17 protein-coding genes are annotated in these 18633 nt (G+C 74.3%); 10 read left to right on the plus strand and 7 right to left on the minus strand.

Annotated features, from left to right (window positions below; genetic code table 11):
• Positions 1–336: 336 nt before the first annotated feature.
• Positions 337–1146 (plus strand): IclR family transcriptional regulator, encoded by an 810-nt coding sequence (locus tag ACZ6C1_RS08325; RefSeq protein ID WP_469238946.1) that lies wholly within the window; start codon positions 337–339, stop codon positions 1144–1146.
• A 301-nt stretch (positions 1147–1447) separates the two neighbouring features.
• Here ACZ6C1_RS08325 and ACZ6C1_RS08330 read toward each other — a convergent pair whose 3' ends face one another.
• Together ACZ6C1_RS08330 and ACZ6C1_RS08335 are read right to left on the minus strand one after the other, a co-directional pair.
• Positions 1448–2137: an ABC transporter ATP-binding protein gene (locus tag ACZ6C1_RS08330; protein WP_469238947.1), complete on the minus strand. Its 690-nt coding sequence runs from the start codon at positions 2135–2137 to the stop codon at positions 1448–1450.
• Complete coding sequence (locus tag ACZ6C1_RS08335; protein ID WP_469238948.1) at positions 2134–3201, minus strand: ABC transporter permease; 1068 nt, start codon at positions 3199–3201, stop codon at positions 2134–2136. The genes ACZ6C1_RS08330 and ACZ6C1_RS08335 overlap by 4 nt, the downstream gene beginning before the upstream one ends.
• Before the next feature lie 112 nt (positions 3202–3313).
• Here ACZ6C1_RS08335 and ACZ6C1_RS08340 point away from each other — a divergent pair, with 112 nt between their 5' ends.
• Entirely contained in the window at positions 3314–4480 is a 1167-nt protein-coding gene (locus ACZ6C1_RS08340; RefSeq protein ID WP_469238949.1) for a sensor histidine kinase, read from the plus strand.
• A complete protein-coding gene (locus ACZ6C1_RS08345) occupies positions 4477–5097 on the plus strand; it encodes a response regulator (RefSeq protein ID WP_469238950.1) in 621 nt (206 codons plus the stop codon). Before ACZ6C1_RS08340 ends, ACZ6C1_RS08345 begins: the two co-directional genes overlap by 4 nt.
• 7 nt (positions 5098–5104) lie before the next feature.
• On the opposite strand, the gene ACZ6C1_RS08350 is transcribed toward ACZ6C1_RS08345, so the two are convergent.
• Entirely contained in the window at positions 5105–5416 is a 312-nt protein-coding gene (locus ACZ6C1_RS08350) for a DUF5955 family protein (RefSeq protein WP_469238951.1), read from the minus strand.
• A 92-nt stretch (positions 5417–5508) separates the two neighbouring features.
• Complete coding sequence (locus ACZ6C1_RS08355; RefSeq protein WP_469238952.1) at positions 5509–7377, minus strand: protein kinase domain-containing protein; 1869 nt, start codon at positions 7375–7377, stop codon at positions 5509–5511.
• A 141-nt stretch (positions 7378–7518) separates the two neighbouring features.
• Between ACZ6C1_RS08355 and ACZ6C1_RS08360 the strand changes: the two genes are divergently transcribed.
• Both ACZ6C1_RS08360 and aceB read left to right on the plus strand, forming a co-directional pair.
• On the plus strand, positions 7519–8130 hold the full coding sequence (locus ACZ6C1_RS08360; RefSeq protein ID WP_469238953.1) for a nucleotidyltransferase family protein: 612 nt from the start codon (positions 7519–7521) through the stop codon (positions 8128–8130).
• A gap of 229 nt (positions 8131–8359) precedes the next feature.
• Entirely contained in the window at positions 8360–9982 is a 1623-nt protein-coding gene (gene aceB, locus ACZ6C1_RS08365) for a malate synthase A (protein ID WP_469238954.1), read from the plus strand.
• A 46-nt stretch (positions 9983–10028) separates the two neighbouring features.
• On the opposite strand, the gene ACZ6C1_RS08370 is transcribed toward aceB, so the two are convergent.
• Positions 10029–10187 (minus strand): hypothetical protein, encoded by a 159-nt coding sequence (locus ACZ6C1_RS08370; RefSeq protein ID WP_469238955.1) that lies wholly within the window; start codon positions 10185–10187, stop codon positions 10029–10031.
• The gene (locus ACZ6C1_RS08375) at positions 10184–11134 is read right to left on the minus strand and encodes a fibronectin type III domain-containing protein (RefSeq protein WP_469238956.1); all 951 of its coding nucleotides are present in this window, start codon (positions 11132–11134) and stop codon (positions 10184–10186) included. The genes ACZ6C1_RS08370 and ACZ6C1_RS08375 overlap by 4 nt, the downstream gene beginning before the upstream one ends.
• Before the next feature lie 163 nt (positions 11135–11297).
• Here ACZ6C1_RS08375 and ACZ6C1_RS08380 point away from each other — a divergent pair, with 163 nt between their 5' ends.
• Complete coding sequence (locus ACZ6C1_RS08380; RefSeq protein WP_469238957.1) at positions 11298–12668, plus strand: Fic family protein; 1371 nt, start codon at positions 11298–11300, stop codon at positions 12666–12668.
• Positions 12669–12695: 27 nt separating this feature from the next.
• On the opposite strand, the gene ACZ6C1_RS08385 is transcribed toward ACZ6C1_RS08380, so the two are convergent.
• Positions 12696–14873, minus strand: coding sequence for a hypothetical protein (locus tag ACZ6C1_RS08385; protein ID WP_469238958.1), 2178 nt, complete (start codon positions 14871–14873; stop codon positions 12696–12698).
• Positions 14874–15018: 145 nt separating this feature from the next.
• On the opposite strand from ACZ6C1_RS08385, the gene ACZ6C1_RS08390 reads away from it, so the two are divergent.
• From ACZ6C1_RS08390 to ACZ6C1_RS08405, 4 genes are all read left to right on the plus strand, one after another.
• Positions 15019–15918: a hypothetical protein gene (locus ACZ6C1_RS08390; RefSeq protein WP_469238959.1), complete on the plus strand. Its 900-nt coding sequence runs from the start codon at positions 15019–15021 to the stop codon at positions 15916–15918.
• Positions 15919–15973: 55 nt separating this feature from the next.
• A complete protein-coding gene (locus ACZ6C1_RS08395) occupies positions 15974–16603 on the plus strand; it encodes a TIGR03086 family metal-binding protein (RefSeq protein WP_469238961.1) in 630 nt (209 codons plus the stop codon).
• Between the two features lie 33 nt (positions 16604–16636).
• Complete coding sequence (locus tag ACZ6C1_RS08400; protein WP_469238962.1) at positions 16637–17242, plus strand: 3'-5' exonuclease; 606 nt, start codon at positions 16637–16639, stop codon at positions 17240–17242.
• 83 nt (positions 17243–17325) lie between these two features.
• Positions 17326–18474, plus strand: a complete 1149-nt coding sequence (locus ACZ6C1_RS08405) for a serine hydrolase domain-containing protein (RefSeq protein ID WP_469238963.1) — start codon at positions 17326–17328, stop codon at positions 18472–18474.
• The last annotated feature ends 159 nt before the right edge of the window (positions 18475–18633 follow it).

An 18633-nucleotide genomic window follows, 5' to 3' on the forward strand; every position in this document is an offset into this window, starting at 1 on the left:
GGCCGGTCGCGCCGCCGGCGCATCGCCGGCCCCACGCCGTTTTTCAACGAACTGTTGAAGGAGTCTTCACTCCGGATCCGGCCTCGTCAAGAGGCTCCCGACGCGCCACGGGGTGGCGGATGGGCAACTTGGATGTTTCCATGAAGTGGAAACACAATTTCACGCAGGAGAACGTAGCTCCCCACATGCGGAGCACCGGCAGACCTGCGCGGAACACTGCGGACACCCGGACAAACAGCGCCTGACCGGCGAAGACGCCCCACTGCGGGCGATGTGCCCGACGGAAGGGCCCGGTAGGCTGCTGACTTGCCCATCCGCCTCGAAAGGACCGTTGACGTGCCGACGTCCAGCGCCAGCACCACCGACGCCGCCAAGCCCGCCGCCGCGACCGGCGGTGTCCAGTCCCTTGAGCGTGCCTTCGACCTTCTGGAGCGGATGGCCGACGCCGGGGGCGAGGTCGGGCTGAGCGAACTCTCCTCCAGCAGCGGACTGCCGCTGCCCACCATCCACCGTCTCATGCGCACGCTGGTCGCCTGCGGTTACGTACGCCAGCAGCCCAACCGCCGGTACGCGCTCGGCCCGCGTCTCATCCGCCTCGGTGAGTCCGCCGCCCGCCTCCTGGGCACCTGGGCCCGCCCCTACCTCGCGCGGCTGGTCGAGGAGACCGGCGAGACCGCGAACATGGCGCTGCTCGACGGTGACGAGATCGTGTACGTCGCCCAGGTGCCGTCCAAGCACTCGATGCGCATGTTCACCGAGGTCGGCCGGCGCGTGCTGCCGCACTCCACGGGCGTCGGCAAGGCGCTGCTGGCCCACACCCCGCCGGAGGAGGTACGGGCGCTGCTCGCCCGCACCGGCATGCCCGCCGCGACCGAGAAGACGATCACCACGCCCGACGGCTTCCTGGACGCCCTGGAGCAGGTGCGCTCGGCCGGGTACGCGATCGACGACAGCGAGCAGGAGATCGGCGTCCGCTGCATCGCGGTCTCGGTACCCGATTCCCCCACCGCCGCCGCCATCTCCATCTCCGGCCCGGCCGGCCGGGTCACGGAGGCCGCGACGGAACGGATCGTCCCGATCCTCCAGGACATCGCCAAGGAACTGTCGACGGCGCTGGCGAACCCCGCCAACAACGGCCAGGCCTGACCCGCCCGGGCACGTGCGGGCGGCCCACCCGGGTGCCCGGGGTGCCCGGGGTTGCCCGGGGTGCCCGCGGTGCCCGCCCGGACGGGCCGCCCGGACGGGCCGGGCACCGGCCGCACGCGCGGGTGCCCGCAGTGCTCGAATGCCGGCCGGACGGGCCGCCCGCGCGGCAGTCCGGCCGCCCGCGCGGGCGCCCGGTGCCGGCCGGACGAGCGTGCCCGGTGCCGGCCGGACGGGCCGTCCGCGCGGTGGCCCGGCCGCACGCCGGGCCGGGGCACCGGCCGCCCGGGGCGGTGGCCGCCCTTCAGGGCGGGGTGGGCGAACCGGCTCGGCCGGGCGAGAGTCTTCCGTCCTGGACGGTGACCGTCCGGTCCGTCCGCTGCAGGTGGGCAGGGTCGTGCGTGACCAGGACCGTCGCCGTACCGCGCTCCCGCGTCAGCGAGACCAGCAGCTCGACGACCGCCGCCCCACGCTCGTGGTCCAGCGCGCTGGTGGGCTCGTCGACCAGCAGCACGGCCGGGTCGTTCATCAGCGCCCGGGCGATGTTCACGCGCTGGCGCTGACCGCCGGAGAGCTGGTGCGGGCGCCGCCCGGCGAGGCCCGCGAGGCCGACCGCGTCGAGGAGATCCAGGGCCCGCCCTTCCGGGCGCCGGCGGCCCGACAGGTGCGCCATCACCAGGAGCTGCTCGGCGGCCGTCAGCGACGGCAGCAGATGGGGCTGCTGGAAGACGATCCCGACGTGCTCGCGCCGCAGCGCGGCCCTGGCCGCCCCGTCCAGCGGGCCGGTGTCCGTACCGGCCACCACCACGCGCCCGCGGTCCGGACGCACCAGCGTCGCGGCGACCGCGAGGAGGCTGGACTTCCCGGAACCGGACGGGCCGACGACCGCCGTCAGGGTTCCCGGCGGGACCTCCAGGGACACGGCGTCCAGGGCCGTGAGCCGCCCCTCACCGTCGGGGTAGGTCAGGGTCACATCATCGAGGTGCAGGCTCATCGGGCGCTCCCGAGCGCGGTGAGGGGGTCGACGGCGGTGATCCGCCGGATGGTGAGCGCCGCTCCGAGCATCCCGAGCCCGGCCATCACGGCGGCCGGGCCCAGGAGGGTGAGCGGATCGAGGACGAAGGGCACGTCGCCCCGGCCGGCCACCGCGCCGACGGCCACCGCGAGCCCCGTGCCGAGCAGGACCCCCGCGCCCAGCACGAGTGCCGCCTGGCCGAGGGCGTCCTTCAGGAGGTACGGGGTCGAGGCGCCCAGCGCCTTCAGGACCGCCACGTCACCGGCGCGCTGGATCGTCCACACCGTGAAGAACGCCCCGACGACCAGGGCGGAGATCAGGAAGAGGAATCCGCGCATCAGCCGCAGGGAGCCGTTCTCGGCCCGGTAGGAGCCGATGGCGGTGAGCGCCTCGTCGACGGTCGTGCTCCGCGTACCGGCCGCCCGGTCACCCGGCGCCGCTCCGGCGCCCTCGCCCCTCAGCACGATGACGGTGGCCCCGTCGCGACCGCTGATCCGCCGCCAGTCGGCGAGGGAGGTCCACACCACGGGCGTGTGGCTGTACGAGGCGTCCCCGGCAACCGCCGCGACCACGACCTCGCGGGTCCCGATCCGTACCCGGTCCCCGGCCCGGGCCTCCAGCTCCTCGGCCGCGGGCTCCGACAGCACCACCCGCCCGGGCCCCGGCCGTGTGCCGCCCGGGGCGATCCCGGCGCCCGGTTCGGTGCCGAAGGCGAAGAGTGCGGCCGTCCGGTCCCCGGCCGACGCGTCGACGCCGCCGATACCGACCGGCTCGGCGGTGGTGACGCCCGGCTGCCGCTGCCACGTCCGCCACGCGCGCTCCTGCACCACGGAGTCCGTGAACGACACCGACCGGCCGGGCGGCGGGGCGGCGAAGGCCAGGCGGTCGGCGGGCAGTGCGGTGATCGCCGAGACGTTCTCCCGCGCGAGTCCGGCCGTCAGCCCGGACAGCAGGCCGACGAGCAGGGTGATCAGCACGATCACCGTCCCCATCAGCGCGAATCGCCCTCTGGCGAAGCGTAGGTCCCTCCATGCCACGAACATGCGGGCCAGCCTGCCGACGAGTGGCCCGGGCGGGCATCGCACCCCGGACGGGCACGCGATCAACCTTTCGATTGAGGGCCCACGCGCCGGCCCCGCCTAGGCTGGACGGGTCATGGATCCCCGTTCCCTCACCCCCGCCCTGCGCGCCCCGCGCGTCTGTCTGCATCTGCTGATGGCGGGACTGCTGGCGCTGACCGCCGTACGGGCCGGGACTCCGGCCGCCGTGGCCGCCGCTGCCGCGACCGGCACGGTGTACGCGGCCGGCTCGGCACTCCGTGCCGTCCGGGAGTCGCGGTCCGCCGCCGCCGTATGGCTGGCCGCGCTGTCCGCGGCGTGGCTCGTGCTGCTGGCCCTCACGCCCGACGGGCTGTGGGTGGCCTTCCCCCTGTACTTCCTGCACCTGCACCTGCTGCCGGCGCGCTGGTCCCTGCCGGCCGTCGCGGCCACGGCGGGCGCGGCGGTCGTGTCGTACGTCCACCATGGCGCGCCGCTCAATCCGGGCGCGTTCATCGGGCCGGTGCTGGGCGCCGCCGTCGCCGTGGCGACCGTCCTCGGCTACCAGGCCCTGTACCGGGAGAGCGAGCGGCACCGGCGGCTCGTCGAGGAGCTGACCGCGACACGGGCGGAGCTGGCCGCCGCAGAGCGGCACGCGGGCACGCTGGCCGAGCGGGAGCGGCTGGCCCGGGAGATCCACGACACGCTCGCGCAGGGCCTGTCGTCGATCCAGTTGCTGCTGCGGGCCGCCGGGCGTGCCCTGCCGGACGGCTCACCGGTCGCGGCCGGGCACATCGAGCGGGCGCGGCGGACGGCCCAGGACAACCTGACGGAGGCGCGGCGCTTCGTCCGGGCGCTGGCACCGGCCGATCTGGAGCGGGGTTCGCTGGCGGCGGCGCTGGAGCGGCTGTGCGAGCCGGACGGTCCGGGGCCGCGGGTGCGGTTCTCCGTGAGCGGTACGCCGGTGCCGCTGCCGACGCCGTACGAGGTGGCACTGCTGCGGATCGCCCAGTCCGCGCTGGCCAATACGGTGCGGCACGCGGGCGCCGGGCGCGCCGAGATCACCCTCACCTTCATGGACGCGTCCGTCACGCTGGACGTGGTGGACGACGGCAAGGGCTTCGACCCGCGGTCCTGGAGCCCTTCCCCGGGCGACGGTTTCGGCCTCCACGCGATGCGCTCGCGGGCCCGGTCGCTGGGCGGGACGTTCACCGTGGAGTCGTCGCCCGGCCAGGGCACCGCGGTCGCGGTCGCCCTCCCCCTGCCTTCCGGAGTCCGCCCATGACCGTCCGCCTGCTGCTCGCCGACGACCATCCGGTGGTGCGCGCGGGGCTGCGCGCCGTCCTGGACACGGAGCCGGACTTCACGGTGGTCGCCGAGGCGGCCACCGCCGAGCGCGCGGTCGAGCTCGCCCCCGGGGTGGACGTCGTGCTGATGGACCTCCAGTTCGGCGCCGGCATGCACGGTTCGGAGGCGACGGCCGCGATCACCGCCCGCCCGGACGCTCCCCGGGTGCTGGTGCTGACCACGTACGACACGGACGCCGACATCCTGGCGGCCGTCGAGGCGGGCGCGAGCGGTTACCTGCTCAAGGACGCCCCGCCGGAGGAGCTGGCGGCGGCGGTCCGTACGGCCGCGGCCGGGCGGTCCGCGCTCGCCCCGGCGGTGGCGCACCGGCTGATGGACCGGATGCGTACGCCGTCCGAGGCATTGACGAAGCGTGAGCTCGAGGTGCTGCAGCTGGTCGGTGAGGGTCTGTCCAACCAGCAGATCAGCAAACGGCTCTTCCTCAGCCAGGCGACGGTGAAGTCCCACCTGGTGCACGTGTACGCGAAGCTGGGCGTCGACTCGCGCACGGCGGCGGTGGCGGCGGCCACGGCCCGCCGCCTGATCCGCCGCTGACGGCCCGCTAGCGGGGCTGTTCCCCGAACAGCTCCACCGCGTGGCGCACCTCGGTGAGCGCGCCGCCGAGGGCGCTGACGGAACCGATCGCTCCCGCGATGAGCAGCAACGACCGGCGCAGCCGCCGCACTTCGGGAATCCCGGTGAGGGTCATCGCGGCGAGCGCGGCCAGTTCGTCCTCGGCGATGCCCCGGTCCGCGAAGTCGGCCGGGTGGCCGGCGAGTTCGCGGCGGAGGCGGGAGACGGCGGTGCGCAGCTCCGCCACCCTCGGGTCCTCGCCGCTCCCGGCCGCGCGCCTCTGTCCCATGCTTCGCAACAAAAGCTCTCCCGCCCCTCGCCCGCACTACGTTGTGCGCCCGTCCCTGTACTTAACGCCATGGCGGGCGGGGAGCGCCACTCCTCCGACGAAACTCAGGAGGTGGCTTCCGGGGCGATCGCGCCCCGCCACACGGTCACGTCGAGGGTGACGTAGTGGCTGGGGTCGGACTCGGGAGACTTCCCCTGGTACGTCACGAGGCCGACGTGACCCCCGTTGGTCAGGACGCACAACTGGGATCCCTTGGACAGGGAGTCGAGGTCGACCCGGTCGGCATAGCGCGTCTCGGTCCGGCAGGTCTCCAGGTCGCCCTTCTGGCCCGTGCGCAGCAGGATGAGCCGCCCGTCCTCGACGGAGATCTTCTCCAGGTTCCAGTCGTAGGCGACGTCGACGTTGGCGTCGTCGGCGAGCGGCTTGACGGGGTCGTCGGCCAGCGTCAGGTGGTAGCCGTCCGTGAGGTCGATGCCCTCGTAGGTGGCGGGTTCGGGGTCGGCGACCGGCTGCGGGGGCTCCTGGGAGGAGGGTGCGTCGGGCGAGTAGGTGGACCCGTCGGGCGCGCTGTCCGCGGTGGCCGGGGCCTTGGGCGTGGGGGCGCTCGTGGCCTGGTCGCGGCTCTGCGTCTGGTTGCCGCCGTTGTCCTTCCCGTCCTTCCCGGACATCAGGACGTACACCCCGCCACCGGCGAGCCCGGCCACGAGGAGCGCCGCGGTGAGGCCGAGCATGAGGTTCCGCTTGGTCTTCTTGCGGGGCGGTGCGGACGGTCCGGGGACGGAGGCGGTGACCGGGGCGGGTCCGGCGTACGGGGGCGGGGTGGCGTGCGCCTGCGGATAGCCGTACGCCGGGGTGGGCGCGGGCGGCTGGGCCTGCGGGTGCGGCTGCGTGGGCGGCGGGCCGAAGCCGGGCGGCGGGGTCGCCGGGGCGGCGTGGGCGGTCGGGGGGTGCGGGGCGGGGGCGGGGGCCTGCGGCGGCCCGGCCGGCGCCGGGGCCTGGTGCGGCGGCGCCGTGGGCGGCTGCGCGGGCGGCGGGGGCGTGGTGGCCGCCACGGGGGCGGGCGCGGCGGCGCGGGTGGTGATGTCGGCGGCGACGGCGCCGGGCAGCCACTCCTCGGGGCGGCGCAGCGCGGTCTGGCCGTTGGCCTCCTGGCACAGGGCGAGGATGTCGGTGACGGACGGGCGCGCGGCGGGGTCCTTGACCAGGCAGCGGGTCACCAACTCGCGCAGCCGGTCGGGGAGTCCGTCGAGCTGCGGCTCCTCGTGGACGATCCGGTACAGCACACCGTGCGAGGTGCCCTCGCCGAAGGCGGGGCTGCCGATGGCCGCGTACGCCGTGACCTGGCCGAGCGCGAAGATGTCGGTGGCCGCGGTGACCGTGCGGCCCGCCGCCTGCTCGGGCGACATGAACGACGGGGTGCCGATGGTGACGCCGCTGCCGGTGAGCGAGGTGGCGTCGGCGGCGCGCGCGATGCCGAAGTCGATGACGCGCGGCCCGTCGGCGGCGAGCAGGACGTTCGCGGGCTTGAGGTCACGGTGCACGATGCCCGCGCCGTGGATGACCTGGAGGGCCTCGGCGATGCCGGCGACGAGGAGCAGGACCGTGTCGACGGGCAGCCGTCCGTGGGTCTGCACCGCGTCGGCGAGAGAGGGTCCGGGCACGTACGCGGTGGCCAGCCACGGCTGACGGGCGTCGGTGTCCGAGTCGATGACGGGCGCGGTGTACAGGCCCTGGACGCGCTGGGCGGACTGCACCTCCTGCGCGAACCGGCGCCGGAACTCGGCGTCCTCCGCGAAGTCGGGACGGATCACCTTGATGGCGACCGGCCGGCCGCCCGGGGTGTACGAGAGGTACACCTTGCCCATGCCGCCCGCGCCGAGCCGGGCGGCGAGCCGGTAGCCGGCCACCGACCTCGGATCGTCGTCCTCGAGCGGCTGGAAGACCGTTCCCTGGCGTGCCGGACCACCACTCATCAACCCATGTCCCCCGTAACGGACTTCACACTGTCCTGCTGATCACTGCTGATCGCTTCGATCTCGGACCCGCACCTTATCCAAGGCGGAGCCTCCAGTTCACCCGCGCGAGGGCGCACGCGCATGCGGTATGCACTCCACATGGGACATACGACGACAGACGGACCACGGATCGCCGGACTTCTGCTCGCGGCGGGGGGCGGGCGGCGGCTCGGTGGCCGCCCGAAGGCCCTCCTGGAGCACCGTGGCCGCCCCCTGGTCGAGCACGCCGTGGGGGTTCTGCGGGCCGGCGGCTGCGGGGTGGTGCACGTGGTGCTGGGCGCCGCCGCCGACTCCGTACGGGAGCGGGCGTCGCTGCAGGGCTGCGTGCTGGTCGACAACCCGGACTGGGAGGAGGGCATGGGCTCGTCGCTGCGCGCGGGGCTGGCGTCGCTCGCCTCGGTGGGCGGGGCCGACGCGGCCGTCGTGTCGCTGGTGGACCAGCCGGGGATCGGCCCCGAGGCGGTGCGCCGGGTGGCGGCCGCGTACCGCTCCCGCGACGCGCTGGCGGCCGCCGCGTACGACGGGAAGCGCGGTCACCCGGTGCTGATCGGGGCGGACCGGTGGGCGGGCGTGGGGCTGAGTGCGGAGGGGGACCGGGGGGCACGCGCCTATCTGAAGGAGCACGAGGCGTCGATCGTCCTGGTCGAGTGCGGGGACGTCGCGGAGGCGTACGACATCGACACGGTGGAGGATCTGACACACCTGGAGTGAACGAGATGGCACTCAGAGCCATGTTCTGTCGACCCGGAGAATCTCGACATCAACAAACCATTGAACTTCCACCATGAGGAAACTAGTATCCACTGTTCAGAAGCACCCGATCGTCAGAAGGCGCCTGTGACCGTATCTCGGCTCCCACGGCACTCAGTGCCGCGCGCGTATGCCCGGCGGCCGCTGCACGGCGCCGTGCCACAGTCCCCGCTGAAGGAAGTGACAGCTCATGTCCGCACCAGCGCCGTCCCCGCTGGCCATCGTCGAAGCAGAGCCCCTGCCCCGGCAGGACGAGGTCCTCACCGATGCGGCCCTGGCCTTCGTGGCCGAGCTGCACCGGCGCTTCACGCCGCGGCGTGACGAGCTCCTCGCCCGCCGCGCCGAGCGCCGTGCCGAGATCGCCCGCACCAGCACCCTCGACTTCCTCCCGGAGACCGCACAGCTCCGTGAGGACGACAGCTGGAAGGTCGCGCCGGCCCCGGCCGCGCTGAACGACCGCCGTGTCGAGATCACCGGCCCGACCGACCGCAAGATGACCATCAACGCCCTGAACTCGGGCGCCAAGGTCTGGCTCGCAGACTTCGAAGACGCGTCCGCCCCCACCTGGGAGAACGTCGTCCTCGGCCAGCTCAACCTGATCGACGCCTACGAGCGCAGGATCGACTTCACCGACCCGCGCACGGGCAAGTCGTACGCTCTCAAGCCCGCCTCCGAGCTGGCGACGGTCGTCATGCGCCCGCGCGGCTGGCACCTGGAGGAGCGGCACCTGCGCTTCGACGGCCGTCCCGTCCCCGGAGCCCTGGTCGACTTCGGCCTGTACTTCTTCCACAACGCGCAGCGGCTCATCGACCTCGGCAAGGGCCCGTACTTCTACCTCCCGAAGACCGAGTCGCACCTGGAGGCCCGCCTCTGGAACGACATCTTCGTCTTCGCCCAGGACTACATCGGCATCCCGCAGGGCACGGTCCGCGCGACCGTACTGATCGAGACCATCACGGCCGCGTACGAGATGGAGGAGATCCTCTACGAGCTGCGCGACCACGCGGCGGGCCTCAACGCCGGCCGCTGGGACTACCTCTTCTCGATCGTCAAGAACTTCCGTGACGGCGGTGCCAAGTTCGTCCTCCCGGACCGCAACGCGGTGACGATGACGGCGCCGTTCATGCGCGCGTACACCGAGCTGCTGGTCCGCACCTGCCACAAGCGGGGCGCGCACGCGATCGGCGGCATGGCGGCCTTCATCCCGTCCCGCAAGGACCCCGAGGTCAACAAGGTCGCCTTCGAGAAGGTCAAGGCGGACAAGGACCGCGAGGCGAACGACGGCTTCGACGGCTCCTGGGTCGCCCACCCCGACCTGGTGCCGATCGCGATGGCCTCCTTCGACGCGGTGCTGGGCGACAGGCCCAACCAGAAGGACCGCCTGCGCGAGGACGTCTCGGTGGCCCCGGGCGACCTCATCGCCATCGACTCGCTCGACGCGAAGCCGACGTACGAGGGCCTGCGCAACGCGGTCCAGGTCGGTATCCGCTACATCGAGGCCTGGCTCCGCGGCCTGGGCGCCGTGGCGATCTTCAACCTGATGGAGGACGCCGCCACGGCGGAGATCTCACGCTCGCAGATCTGGCAGTGGATCAACGCCGGTGTCGTCTTCGAGAACGGCGAGCCGGCCACCCCCGAGCTCGCCCGCACGGTCGCGGCCGAGGAACTGGCCGCCATCCGCGCCGAGATCGGCGAGGAGGCCTTCACGGCGGGCCGGTGGCAGCAGGCACACGACCTGCTCCTGAAGGTGTCGCTGGACGAGGACTACGCGGACTTCCTCACCCTCCCCGCGTACGAGCAGCTCGTCGGCTGACGCCGCTCGGCCCGAGGACCACTCCGCCCCCTGACGCCGCACCGCGTCAGGGGGCGGAGTCGTACCCGCCCCCGCCCCGGGCCGCCCCGCGCACCGCCCACGGCGCACCGCGCACCGTCAGGCGGGTCGTCGCGGCGGAGAGGAGCTCCTCGCCCGCCTGCCTGGCTTGCCCGGATCCGGTCAGCGGGCGCAGACCGGCGGTCAAGGGACGACCACCGTGCGCTGCGCCGAGAAGTCGCCCCAGGTGCCGTCCGGGAGTCTGGCGCGGAGCTTGACGGTGTAGCGGGTGCCGGGGTTGTCGGTGACGGTGAAGGTGTAGTCCACCGGACCCGCAGGTGGCTGGGTGCCCCAGACGATCGTGGTGGCGAACCGGCCGTTCAGGTGGAGCTGGTGTTCCTTGACCGGGGCGCCGGTGCGCGGTGGGGTCCAGGTGAGCCGGATGGCGCCCTTGCTCGCGGTCGCCGTCAGGCCGGTGGGGGCCGTGCTGGGACCGGAGCCGGGGGCGGAGGCGGTGGTGAGGTCGACCGGGGGGCTGTCGGGCGAGGAGTTGTTCGCGGCGTCGCGGGCGCGGACGGTGAAGGTGTACACGGTGCCCGGGCGCAGATGGGTGAGACGGGCGGTGGTGGCGGTGCCCGGGACGCTGTGGATGCGGGAGTCGGCCTGGTAGACGTCGTACGCGGTCACGCCGACGGCGTCGGTGGCGCGCCGCCAGGTGAGGGTGACCGCCCGGGTGCCCTCGACGGTGCCGCGCAGGTTCTGCGGCGGGGTGGGGGGCGTGTCGTCGTCCGGCGTGGCCGGGGGCGTGGTGACCGGTACGGCGACGCTGGGAGCGGAGAGGTTCCCTGCGGCGTCACGGGCGCGGACGGTGAAGCTGTAGGCGGTCGAGGGGCTCAGCCGCTCGACGTCGACCATGGTGCCGGTGGCGGGTACCGCCGCGACCTTGCGGCCCTTGTGGTGCACCTCGTACCCGGTGACCGCCCTGTTGTCCGACGAGCGTTCCCACATGACGTGCACGGAGCTGGCGCTGCCCGCCTGGGCGGTCACCCCGGTGGGCGTGGAGGGCGGCTCGGTGTCCTCGTCACCCCCGGCGCAGGCGGTGAGCACGAGGGCGAGGGCGAGAGCCGGCACGAACAGGGTGGGGAAACGTCGCACGCTCGGGCCTCCGCGCCTGACGGGTATTGGTCCAGACCTGTATCGCACACTCGCGGAGCGGCTTCAAGAGGCCGGTACCGCCCGGGAGTTCGCCGCGTGACCGGGCGGCCGGAGGCAACAATTCGCTTGCGGTGGCGACGGGCCGGCGTGGCACGCTTGCGCGGTGATCGTCGAGTTGGCCCCGCGCTTTCTGACCTGGGACGAGGTGGACCCCGCCCGTCATCCCTTCGACAGCGCGTCGGTGACGCGGGTGGTGCGCTCGCTCGGGCCGGCCCGGCGTGTTCCCCGCCGCCCCGACCTTCCGCCTTCCGACTCGACGCTGATCGCGTGGAGCTACGACGAGGGCCGTCTCTGGGCCGACGCCATGTCGCACGCGCTCGCCCACCACTACGGCCGCTGGGTCGTGGGCTGGCGCTGGGCGCACGACGAAGGGGACTTCGACGGCGGCCCCGTCGGGAACTGGTGCTGTCCGAGGGACTCGATCACCACCCCGGAGGAGACGCTCGACCGCGTCGTCGCGTCGCTCTGCGAATGGCGCGCCTGGCTGGAGAGCCTGGCCAGGTGGTTCGAGGCGTACCCGCTGGAGCTGACCGCCGTCGAGGACCAGCGGATCCTGTGGGAGTGCGCCGCCCGCAACCTGATCCTGCACGTGACCGACCGCACCGGCTGCGGCAGCGGCTGGCACGGGCACTGCCATCAGGTCCTCACCTGGTTCCTCAGCCGCTGGGGGGTCGCCCCCGACGTCGCGGAGAAGCTGATCGACGAGGCGATCGGCGGGCGTTTCCTGAGCTGGACCGGCCCTGACACGGTGCTCGTCGACGACGTCGCCGAGCGAGTCGCGCACGCGCTGCGGCCGGACGACGCCGCGCGGCCCGCCGGGCCCGTGCCGGACCACCTGCACCGGTGGCTCGCGCTGCGCGAGACCGTGCCGTGGGAGGAGGGACCGGACGAGGGCGGGGACGGACCGGTGACCCCGGCGCGTGACGGCGCCGCCGAGAACATACGCGCCTTCGACGGCGCCCTCGGCACCGCCCGCGCGGAGGGCATGCTCGCCGCCCTGGAAAGGGTACGGGCCGACGCGGCGCGGGGCGCCCCGCTCGACTTCGCGCTGCTCCGCGGCTGGCAGCGGCACGTCCTGAACGCCCCGCAGCCGCCGCCGTTCCGCGATCGACCCGCCTTCGCCAAGGGCGGCCGGGAACGCTACGGCATCGCCCCGGACACCCGCGACCGCCTCGACGCCTGCCTCGCCGAGAGCGCGCCGGGCGGTCGGCGGCCCCTCCCCCTGACCGCCCGCGCCGCACGCGCCTACCTCGACGTGTGTTTCTTCCACCCCTTCGACGACGGCAACGCCCGCTCCGCCTTCCTCACCCTCGTCTTCGTCCTCGCCCGCGAGGGCGTCACCCTCGACGCCGTTGGACTGCTACGCCGCATCACCTTCCAGGCCGACGCTCCCCAGGAAGGGCTGGTCCTCGCCCGGCACATCGGCCTGCACCTCTCGGAGACCCGCCGCCGGGCCGCCTCACCCGAGTCCTAACGCGGGGCAGGAGGGCGCCCCGCGGCGTCAGCGCCGGCGCCTGCCCCCGCTCGCCGTTCCGGTGTCCTTCACGGTCGACCGCGCGGTGCGCGCCGCCAGGGTCGCCGTCCTGGGGTCCGGGTGGTGCTCGGCGAGTGCCTCCAGGACGGCGAGCGCGGTGGCCGGGTGGGCCCGGAGGATGCCCTCGACCAGGGCGGGGGCACCGCCGGGCCAGGTCGACGCGGCGGCGTCGAAGGCGTCGGGCAGCAGCCATGGAAAGGCGCTCGGGTCCACTTCCCCGGGCTCACGCCCGTAGGCGGCCTCCACGTACCGGCGCAAGTCCTGGTGACGGCGGTCCTCGAGCGTTTCCAGGACCAGCACCGCGCGGGCGCTCAGCGGGACACGGTCGGCGTCCTGGGCGGTCGCCTCCCCCCGGCCGTCCAGGAGCCGGTGGGCGTGGGCGCCGGTGAGCGGGTGCGTGAGAGCGGCACGGAGGGCCTCGGCGGGGATGCCCGCCAGGTCGAAGCGCCCGAGGAGGGTGGCGGTGCCGACGGCCTGGAAGTCCGCGCTCATGGCCGCCTCGACGGCGCCGAGCAGCTCACTCCACGCGGTGACGCCGCGTCCGGCCGTCCACCTCGTGAGGGTGTCGACGGCCGTCTGCGTGGGCCAGATCCGGACGGCGGTGACGACTTGGGCGGCCTCCCATTCGGAGACCTCCTCGTCGTCGGGCGTGGCGACATGGCCGGCGGCCAGGACGTGGCGCAGAACGGCACAGCCGAGCGGGGTCAGTCCGTAGGCGTCACCGGCGCGGAAGACGCAGCCCGTCGCGGCCAGCCGGTCGACGACGTCCGCCAGTGCCCGGGCCCGGGGCTCGAGTTCCGACCGGTCCTCCTCGCCGAGGGAGGGCACGCCGAGGAGGGCGGGCAGCCGGTCCGGGGGCGGCATCTCGTACGGGCGGTACGCCCCGTCCTCCGGCACCGGAACGGGGGCGTCCTCCAGCTCCGGGTCGACCGGCAGGTCGCCGTGCTCGGCCGCCTTGCGTACGACGGAGTCGGCGGTGCCTCCCCGCTCGTACAGCGCGTAGAGCAGGTGCGCGGCGTCCTGGGCGTACTCGGAGTCGGAGGTGGCGCCAATGTCGTCGACGACCGCGGCCAGGATGTCCGCGGCGAGCTCGGTCACCTCCTCGGGGGTGCCGTCGGCCCAGACGGTGGGGGCCGGGCCGGTGAAGCAGCGTTCGGCGATCTCGCGCGGGGCGTCGGCGGCGCCCGCCGCGAGGGCGGCGGGAAGCGGGGCGGCGTGGAGCAGCGCCTTGATCTCGCCGGGGGCCGGCAGGGCGGGTGGCGGCGGGAGGGGTAGGGCGGAGTCGCCGTAGTAGTCGAGGTGTTCGCCGAGCAGCCGGTCCACGAGGGCGAAGTGGGGGATGGACTCGGGGCTGGGCGCCAGGGCGGCGTGGGGGCCGTCCGGTTCGGCGAGCGCGTCACCGAGGCCCGCGGCCGTCCAGCGGTCGCTGAGCGCGGCGGCGGTCCGCTCCAGCTCGGCGGGGAGCGCCTCGTCCGGTCGGTCGGCGTCCAGGGGCGGCCCGGCCAGCAGCGGGCCCGCCGGGGACGGTGCCTCGACGTCACGGGCGAACGCCTCCAGCAGCAGCTCCCCGAACTGGACGCGGACCGCGAAGGTACGGGCGGCGACGTCGGAGCGGTGCAGAGGTGCCGGGAGCGCGGGGCGCTCGGCGCGCGGGGTGCTCTCATGGGCGGCGAGCCAGGCCCGTACGGCGTCGGGGTCGTCGGCGTCGACGCCGTCGGCGCGCAGCAGGGAGGCGTACCAGCGCGGCCAGGTCAGGTTCCACGGGTCGGCCATGGCGCGGCGGAACTCCGGCACGGCCTCGTCGATCGCGGCGAGCAGCCGGGCGTGGCGCTTGGCGTTCAGACGGCCGGACGCCCGGGCCCGGTCGGCGAGCGCGGCGAGGACCTCGGGCACGGCATCGACCTCTGGCGGGGTGCCCCACAGGAGGACGGGCAGGTCCTCGTGGAGCACGGGGCCCAGCAGCCGTGCGGCCGGCTCGGGCACACCGGTCCTGCGGTCGGCCCCGCGCAGGGCGAGCAGCGTCAGGACGGCGTCCGCGGTACGCGCGGGGAGGGGGGCTTCGCCGCGGGCCTCGCGTTCCTTGTCCGCCCAGCCCAGGAAGTCGTCGAGTCCGGTGTTCGGAGCAGGTGTACGGATCACGGTCACTCGGGGAGCGTATGGGCCGCGCACGGGTCGGCGCCGCTCGCGCACGGGTGGATAGCCCAATCAGGCGACGCCGGTTCGGGCGCGGTTGTCAGTGGGGTGCGCTTCACTGGATCCATCACTCTCCGTGACGGGGGTTGGGGGGATCATGACGGAGCGTTTTACGTATCTGACGGTCACCGGGCTGCGGCAGCGCGGGTGGACGGACGCGATGGTGCGGGAGCTGCTCGGTGCGCCCGACGTGCAGGGCCGGGACCCACGGCGCTGGTCGGTGGCGCCGGTGAGGTTGTACCGGCTGGCGCGGGTGGAGGCGCTGGAGCGGACGCCCGAGTTCGCGGCGTGCGCCGCCTCGGCGGGGCGGAGCGCGGCGGCGGCGCGGGCCGGTGCCGAGCGCCGGCGGCAGGCCGTGCTCGCCGCGATCCGGGCGGAACCGATCCGGGTGCCGATGCTGCCTCAGGCGGAGCTGGAGCGCCGCGCGGTCCGCCACCGGCGCCTGCTGGGCGAACCGGCGACCGGGGGCGGCGGACCCGGCCCGGAGGCGGTGACTCGGGGTGACGGGAGGAGGGGCGGCGCGGGGAGAGGCGGTACGGGGACGGGCGACGCGAGGGCTGGCGACGGGAGGGCTGGCGATGCCGGGGCGGGCGGCGCGGGTACGGGCGACGCGAGGACGGGTGGCCCAGGGGCGCGTGACGCGAGGGCGGGCGGCCCAGGGGCGCATGACGCGAGGGCGGGCGGCCCGGGGAAAGGCGACGCGGGTACGGGCGACGCGGGGACAGGCGGTAGGGGGACGAGCGGTACCGGAACAGGGGACGCCGGGTCGGGCGGCGCCGGGGCGGGTGGCCCGGGGGCGGGCGGCAGCGGGGCTTTGGTGCGGTGGCAGGTGGACTATCTGCGGCACGTGCTGAGCCGGTACGACACGCTGCTGGACGGGTTGTTCGGGGCGACGGGCCGGGCGGAAGCCGAGCGGCTGCTGCGAGCGCGGGTGTACGGGGCGATCGCCCGGGCGTACCCGCGGCTGGCGGCGGAGTGCGCGCGGCGGGTGCGGTGAGGGGGGACGATGAGTTTCCGGGCCGGTGGCGGTCTGCCCTCACATGGACGCACACATGGACGCACACATGGAGACGGTCATGTTCGATCTCGGACCCGCGACCCGCCGGGTGGCCCAGCTGGTGGACGGTGTCACCGACGACCGGCTCGACGGCCCGACACCGTGCCCCGACTACACCGTGCGGGAGTTGCTGTCCCATCTGGTGGGGCTCACCGTGGCCTTCCGGGACGCCGGGCGGAAGGACCTCGGACCGACCACGGACACGGATCCGGGGGCCGGTCTGCCGCCGCTCGTCGACGACTGGCGCACCGCGCTCCCCCGCCGGCTCGACGAGCTCGCCGCCGCGTGGCGGGCCCCGGAGGCGTGGGAGGGCACCACCCGGGCGGGCGGTGTCACGCTCCCGGGCGAGGTGGCGGGGCTGGTCGCGCTGAACGAGGTGCTGATCCACGGGTGGGACCTGGCGCGGGCGACCGGTCAGGAGTACGCGCCGGACGAGGCGTCGCTGGAGGCCTCGTACGCGCTGCTGGCCCCCACCGCCGACGACCCGGACCAGCGGGGGCCGTTCGGCCCGCCGGTACCGGTCCCGGAGGACGCGCCCCTGCTCGACCGGGTGATCGGCCTCAGCGGTCGCCGCCCCGGCTGGCGCCCGGACGGCGGGCCGGGGGCCGGTGGGAAATCCGGGTGACCGGCGGGAGGTGGTGTGCGATGCTCCCGGGCCATGGCCCGCAGACTCCGCCCCAGCGTGTACATCTCCGTCGACATCGAGGCCGACGGCCCCATCCCGGGGCCGTACTCGATGCTCAGCATCGGCGCGGCCGTGGCCGGGCGCCAGGACGCCGACGCGTACGAGCCGGCCGACCCGGAGGCGGACACCTTCTACCGCGAACTGCGGCCGATCAGTGACGCGTTCGACCCCGAGGCGCTCGCGGTCAGTGGACTGGACCGGGAGGTGCTGCTCAGGGACGGCGCGGACCCGGCGGTCGCCCTGGCCGAGTTCAACACCTGGGTGAGGGAGGTGAGCAGGGGCGCGCAGCCGGTGATGTGCGGATATCCGGCCTCGTACGACTGGACGTTCCTGTACTGGTACCTGATGCGGTACACGGGCGCGAGCCCGTTCGGACACTCGGGGTGCATGGACATGAAGACGCTGTACGCGACCAAGGCGCGGCTGCCGCTGCGGGCGGTCGCCAAGGGCACGATGCCCCGCGAGCTGCTCTCCCGGCGGCGTCACACGCACCACGCCCTGGACGACGCCGTCGAGCAGGCGGAGCTGTTCAGCAATCTGATGGCATGGCCGGGGGTGGCCGCGTCAGGAGCGGAGTGAGGGCCGGGGTCCGGGTCGTCTCCGGGTTCGCACCGGGACATTCCTGATGGGACGGGCCTGTGGCCGCCGGAAGACTCCTCGCCATGACCAACTCGCGGAAGAGGACACGCCGGTTGACCCGGCGGGTGGCAGCGGGCGCGTTACTGGCCGCCGTGACGGTGACCGTCGCCGCCCCGGTCGCGGGCGCGGCGGCCGTCTCGCCGGCTCCGGCGGGCGTCGCTTCGGCCCCGACGGCCGGCCCGGCGGCACCGAGGCCGGACGCCTTGCGTCCCGGGGCGTTGCGAGAGGCGATCGCCGGGCTGCCGGACAGGCACGTGTCCGGTGCCCTGGTCCGGGTCAGCGGCCGCGACGGGCGCTGGACCGGGACGGCCGGCACATCCGTACCGGGCGCCGACGCGCACTTCAGGATCGGCAGCGTCACCAAGCTGTTCACGTCCGCCGTCGCGCTCCAGCTCGTCGGTGAGGGGCGGATGGGCGTGGACGACACGGTCGGGGAGATGGCGCCCGGGCTGCTGCCGGAGGGGTACGAGGGGATCACCCTGGGGCAGTTGCTGAGCCATACGAGCGGCTTGCAGCAGCCCACCTGTTTCCGGCCCGGCACGCCGCAGGAGGTGGTCGCCTCGGCGCTGTCGTGCGGCACACCCACTACGCCGGGGTCGGAGTACCGCTACAACGGCATCAATTACTTCGTCGTCGGCCTGTTGATCGAGAGGGTCACCGGGCGGACCTACACGCAGGAGGTGCACGACCGGATCCTGCGGCCGCTCCGGCTGCGGCACACGTCCCTGCCGGCCGCCCACGACTGGTCGATGCCGGTGCCGTACACGCGGGCCGCGGTCGCGCTGCCGGGCTCGGAGGAGCTGACGAACGTCAGCCGCGCCGATCCCTACCCGTGGGCGGAGGGCGGCATGATCTCCAACGCACACGACCTGTCCCGCTTCCTGACGGCGCTGCTGGGCGGGCGGCTGCTGGCGCCCGCCCAGCAGGAGCTGCTCTTCGACATGCCCGACGGGGTGCCCGGGGCGGCGTACAGCCTCGGTGGTGTGATGCGGACCGAGCTGCCCGGCGGAGTGGTCGTCTGGGGCAAGAGCGGCTCGTACTCGGGTTACACCAGCGGCGTGTTCGCCACCTGCGACCTGAGGCGGGTGCTGGTGTACTCGATCAATCCGACGGGCCGCGACGAGACGAAGGAGCGGGAGCGGATCATGCGCATCGCCGGCGCGGCGTTCTGACCCCCATGTCACGCACGGGCGTCCATGTCACGCACGGGCGTCCATGTCACGCACGGGCGTCCATGTCACGCACGGGCGTCCATGTCACGCACGGGCGCGGGGGGGACCCAACAGTGCCGCGGGCGCATGGTTGTCCCGGGGGGGTGATGCGCCAGGGGA

It is taken from the genome of Streptomyces sp. NPDC041796 (assembly GCF_055590785.1).

Bases quoted from the DNA above. Each gene is read 5' to 3' on its own strand.
- ACZ6C1_RS08395 (WP_469238961.1), top strand. From the start codon at position 15,974: ATGGACGCACACATGGAGACGGTCATGTTCGATCTCGGACCCGCGACC.
- ACZ6C1_RS08330 (WP_469238947.1), bottom strand. From the start codon at position 2,137: ATGAGCCTGCACCTCGATGATGTGACCCTGACCTACCCCGACGGTGAG.
- ACZ6C1_RS08345 (WP_469238950.1), top strand. From the start codon at position 4,477: ATGACCGTCCGCCTGCTGCTCGCCGACGACCATCCGGTGGTGCGCGCG.
- ACZ6C1_RS08400 (WP_469238962.1), top strand. From the start codon at position 16,637: ATGGCCCGCAGACTCCGCCCCAGCGTGTACATCTCCGTCGACATCGAG.
- ACZ6C1_RS08390 (WP_469238959.1), top strand. From the start codon at position 15,019: ATGACGGAGCGTTTTACGTATCTGACGGTCACCGGGCTGCGGCAGCGC.
- ACZ6C1_RS08335 (WP_469238948.1), bottom strand. From the start codon at position 3,201: ATGTTCGTGGCATGGAGGGACCTACGCTTCGCCAGAGGGCGATTCGCG.
- ACZ6C1_RS08355 (WP_469238952.1), bottom strand. From the start codon at position 7,377: ATGAGTGGTGGTCCGGCACGCCAGGGAACGGTCTTCCAGCCGCTCGAG.
- ACZ6C1_RS08405 (WP_469238963.1), top strand. From the start codon at position 17,326: ATGACCAACTCGCGGAAGAGGACACGCCGGTTGACCCGGCGGGTGGCA.
- ACZ6C1_RS08340 (WP_469238949.1), top strand. From the start codon at position 3,314: ATGGATCCCCGTTCCCTCACCCCCGCCCTGCGCGCCCCGCGCGTCTGT.
- aceB (WP_469238954.1), top strand. From the start codon at position 8,360: ATGTCCGCACCAGCGCCGTCCCCGCTGGCCATCGTCGAAGCAGAGCCC.
- ACZ6C1_RS08360 (WP_469238953.1), top strand. From the start codon at position 7,519: ATGGGACATACGACGACAGACGGACCACGGATCGCCGGACTTCTGCTC.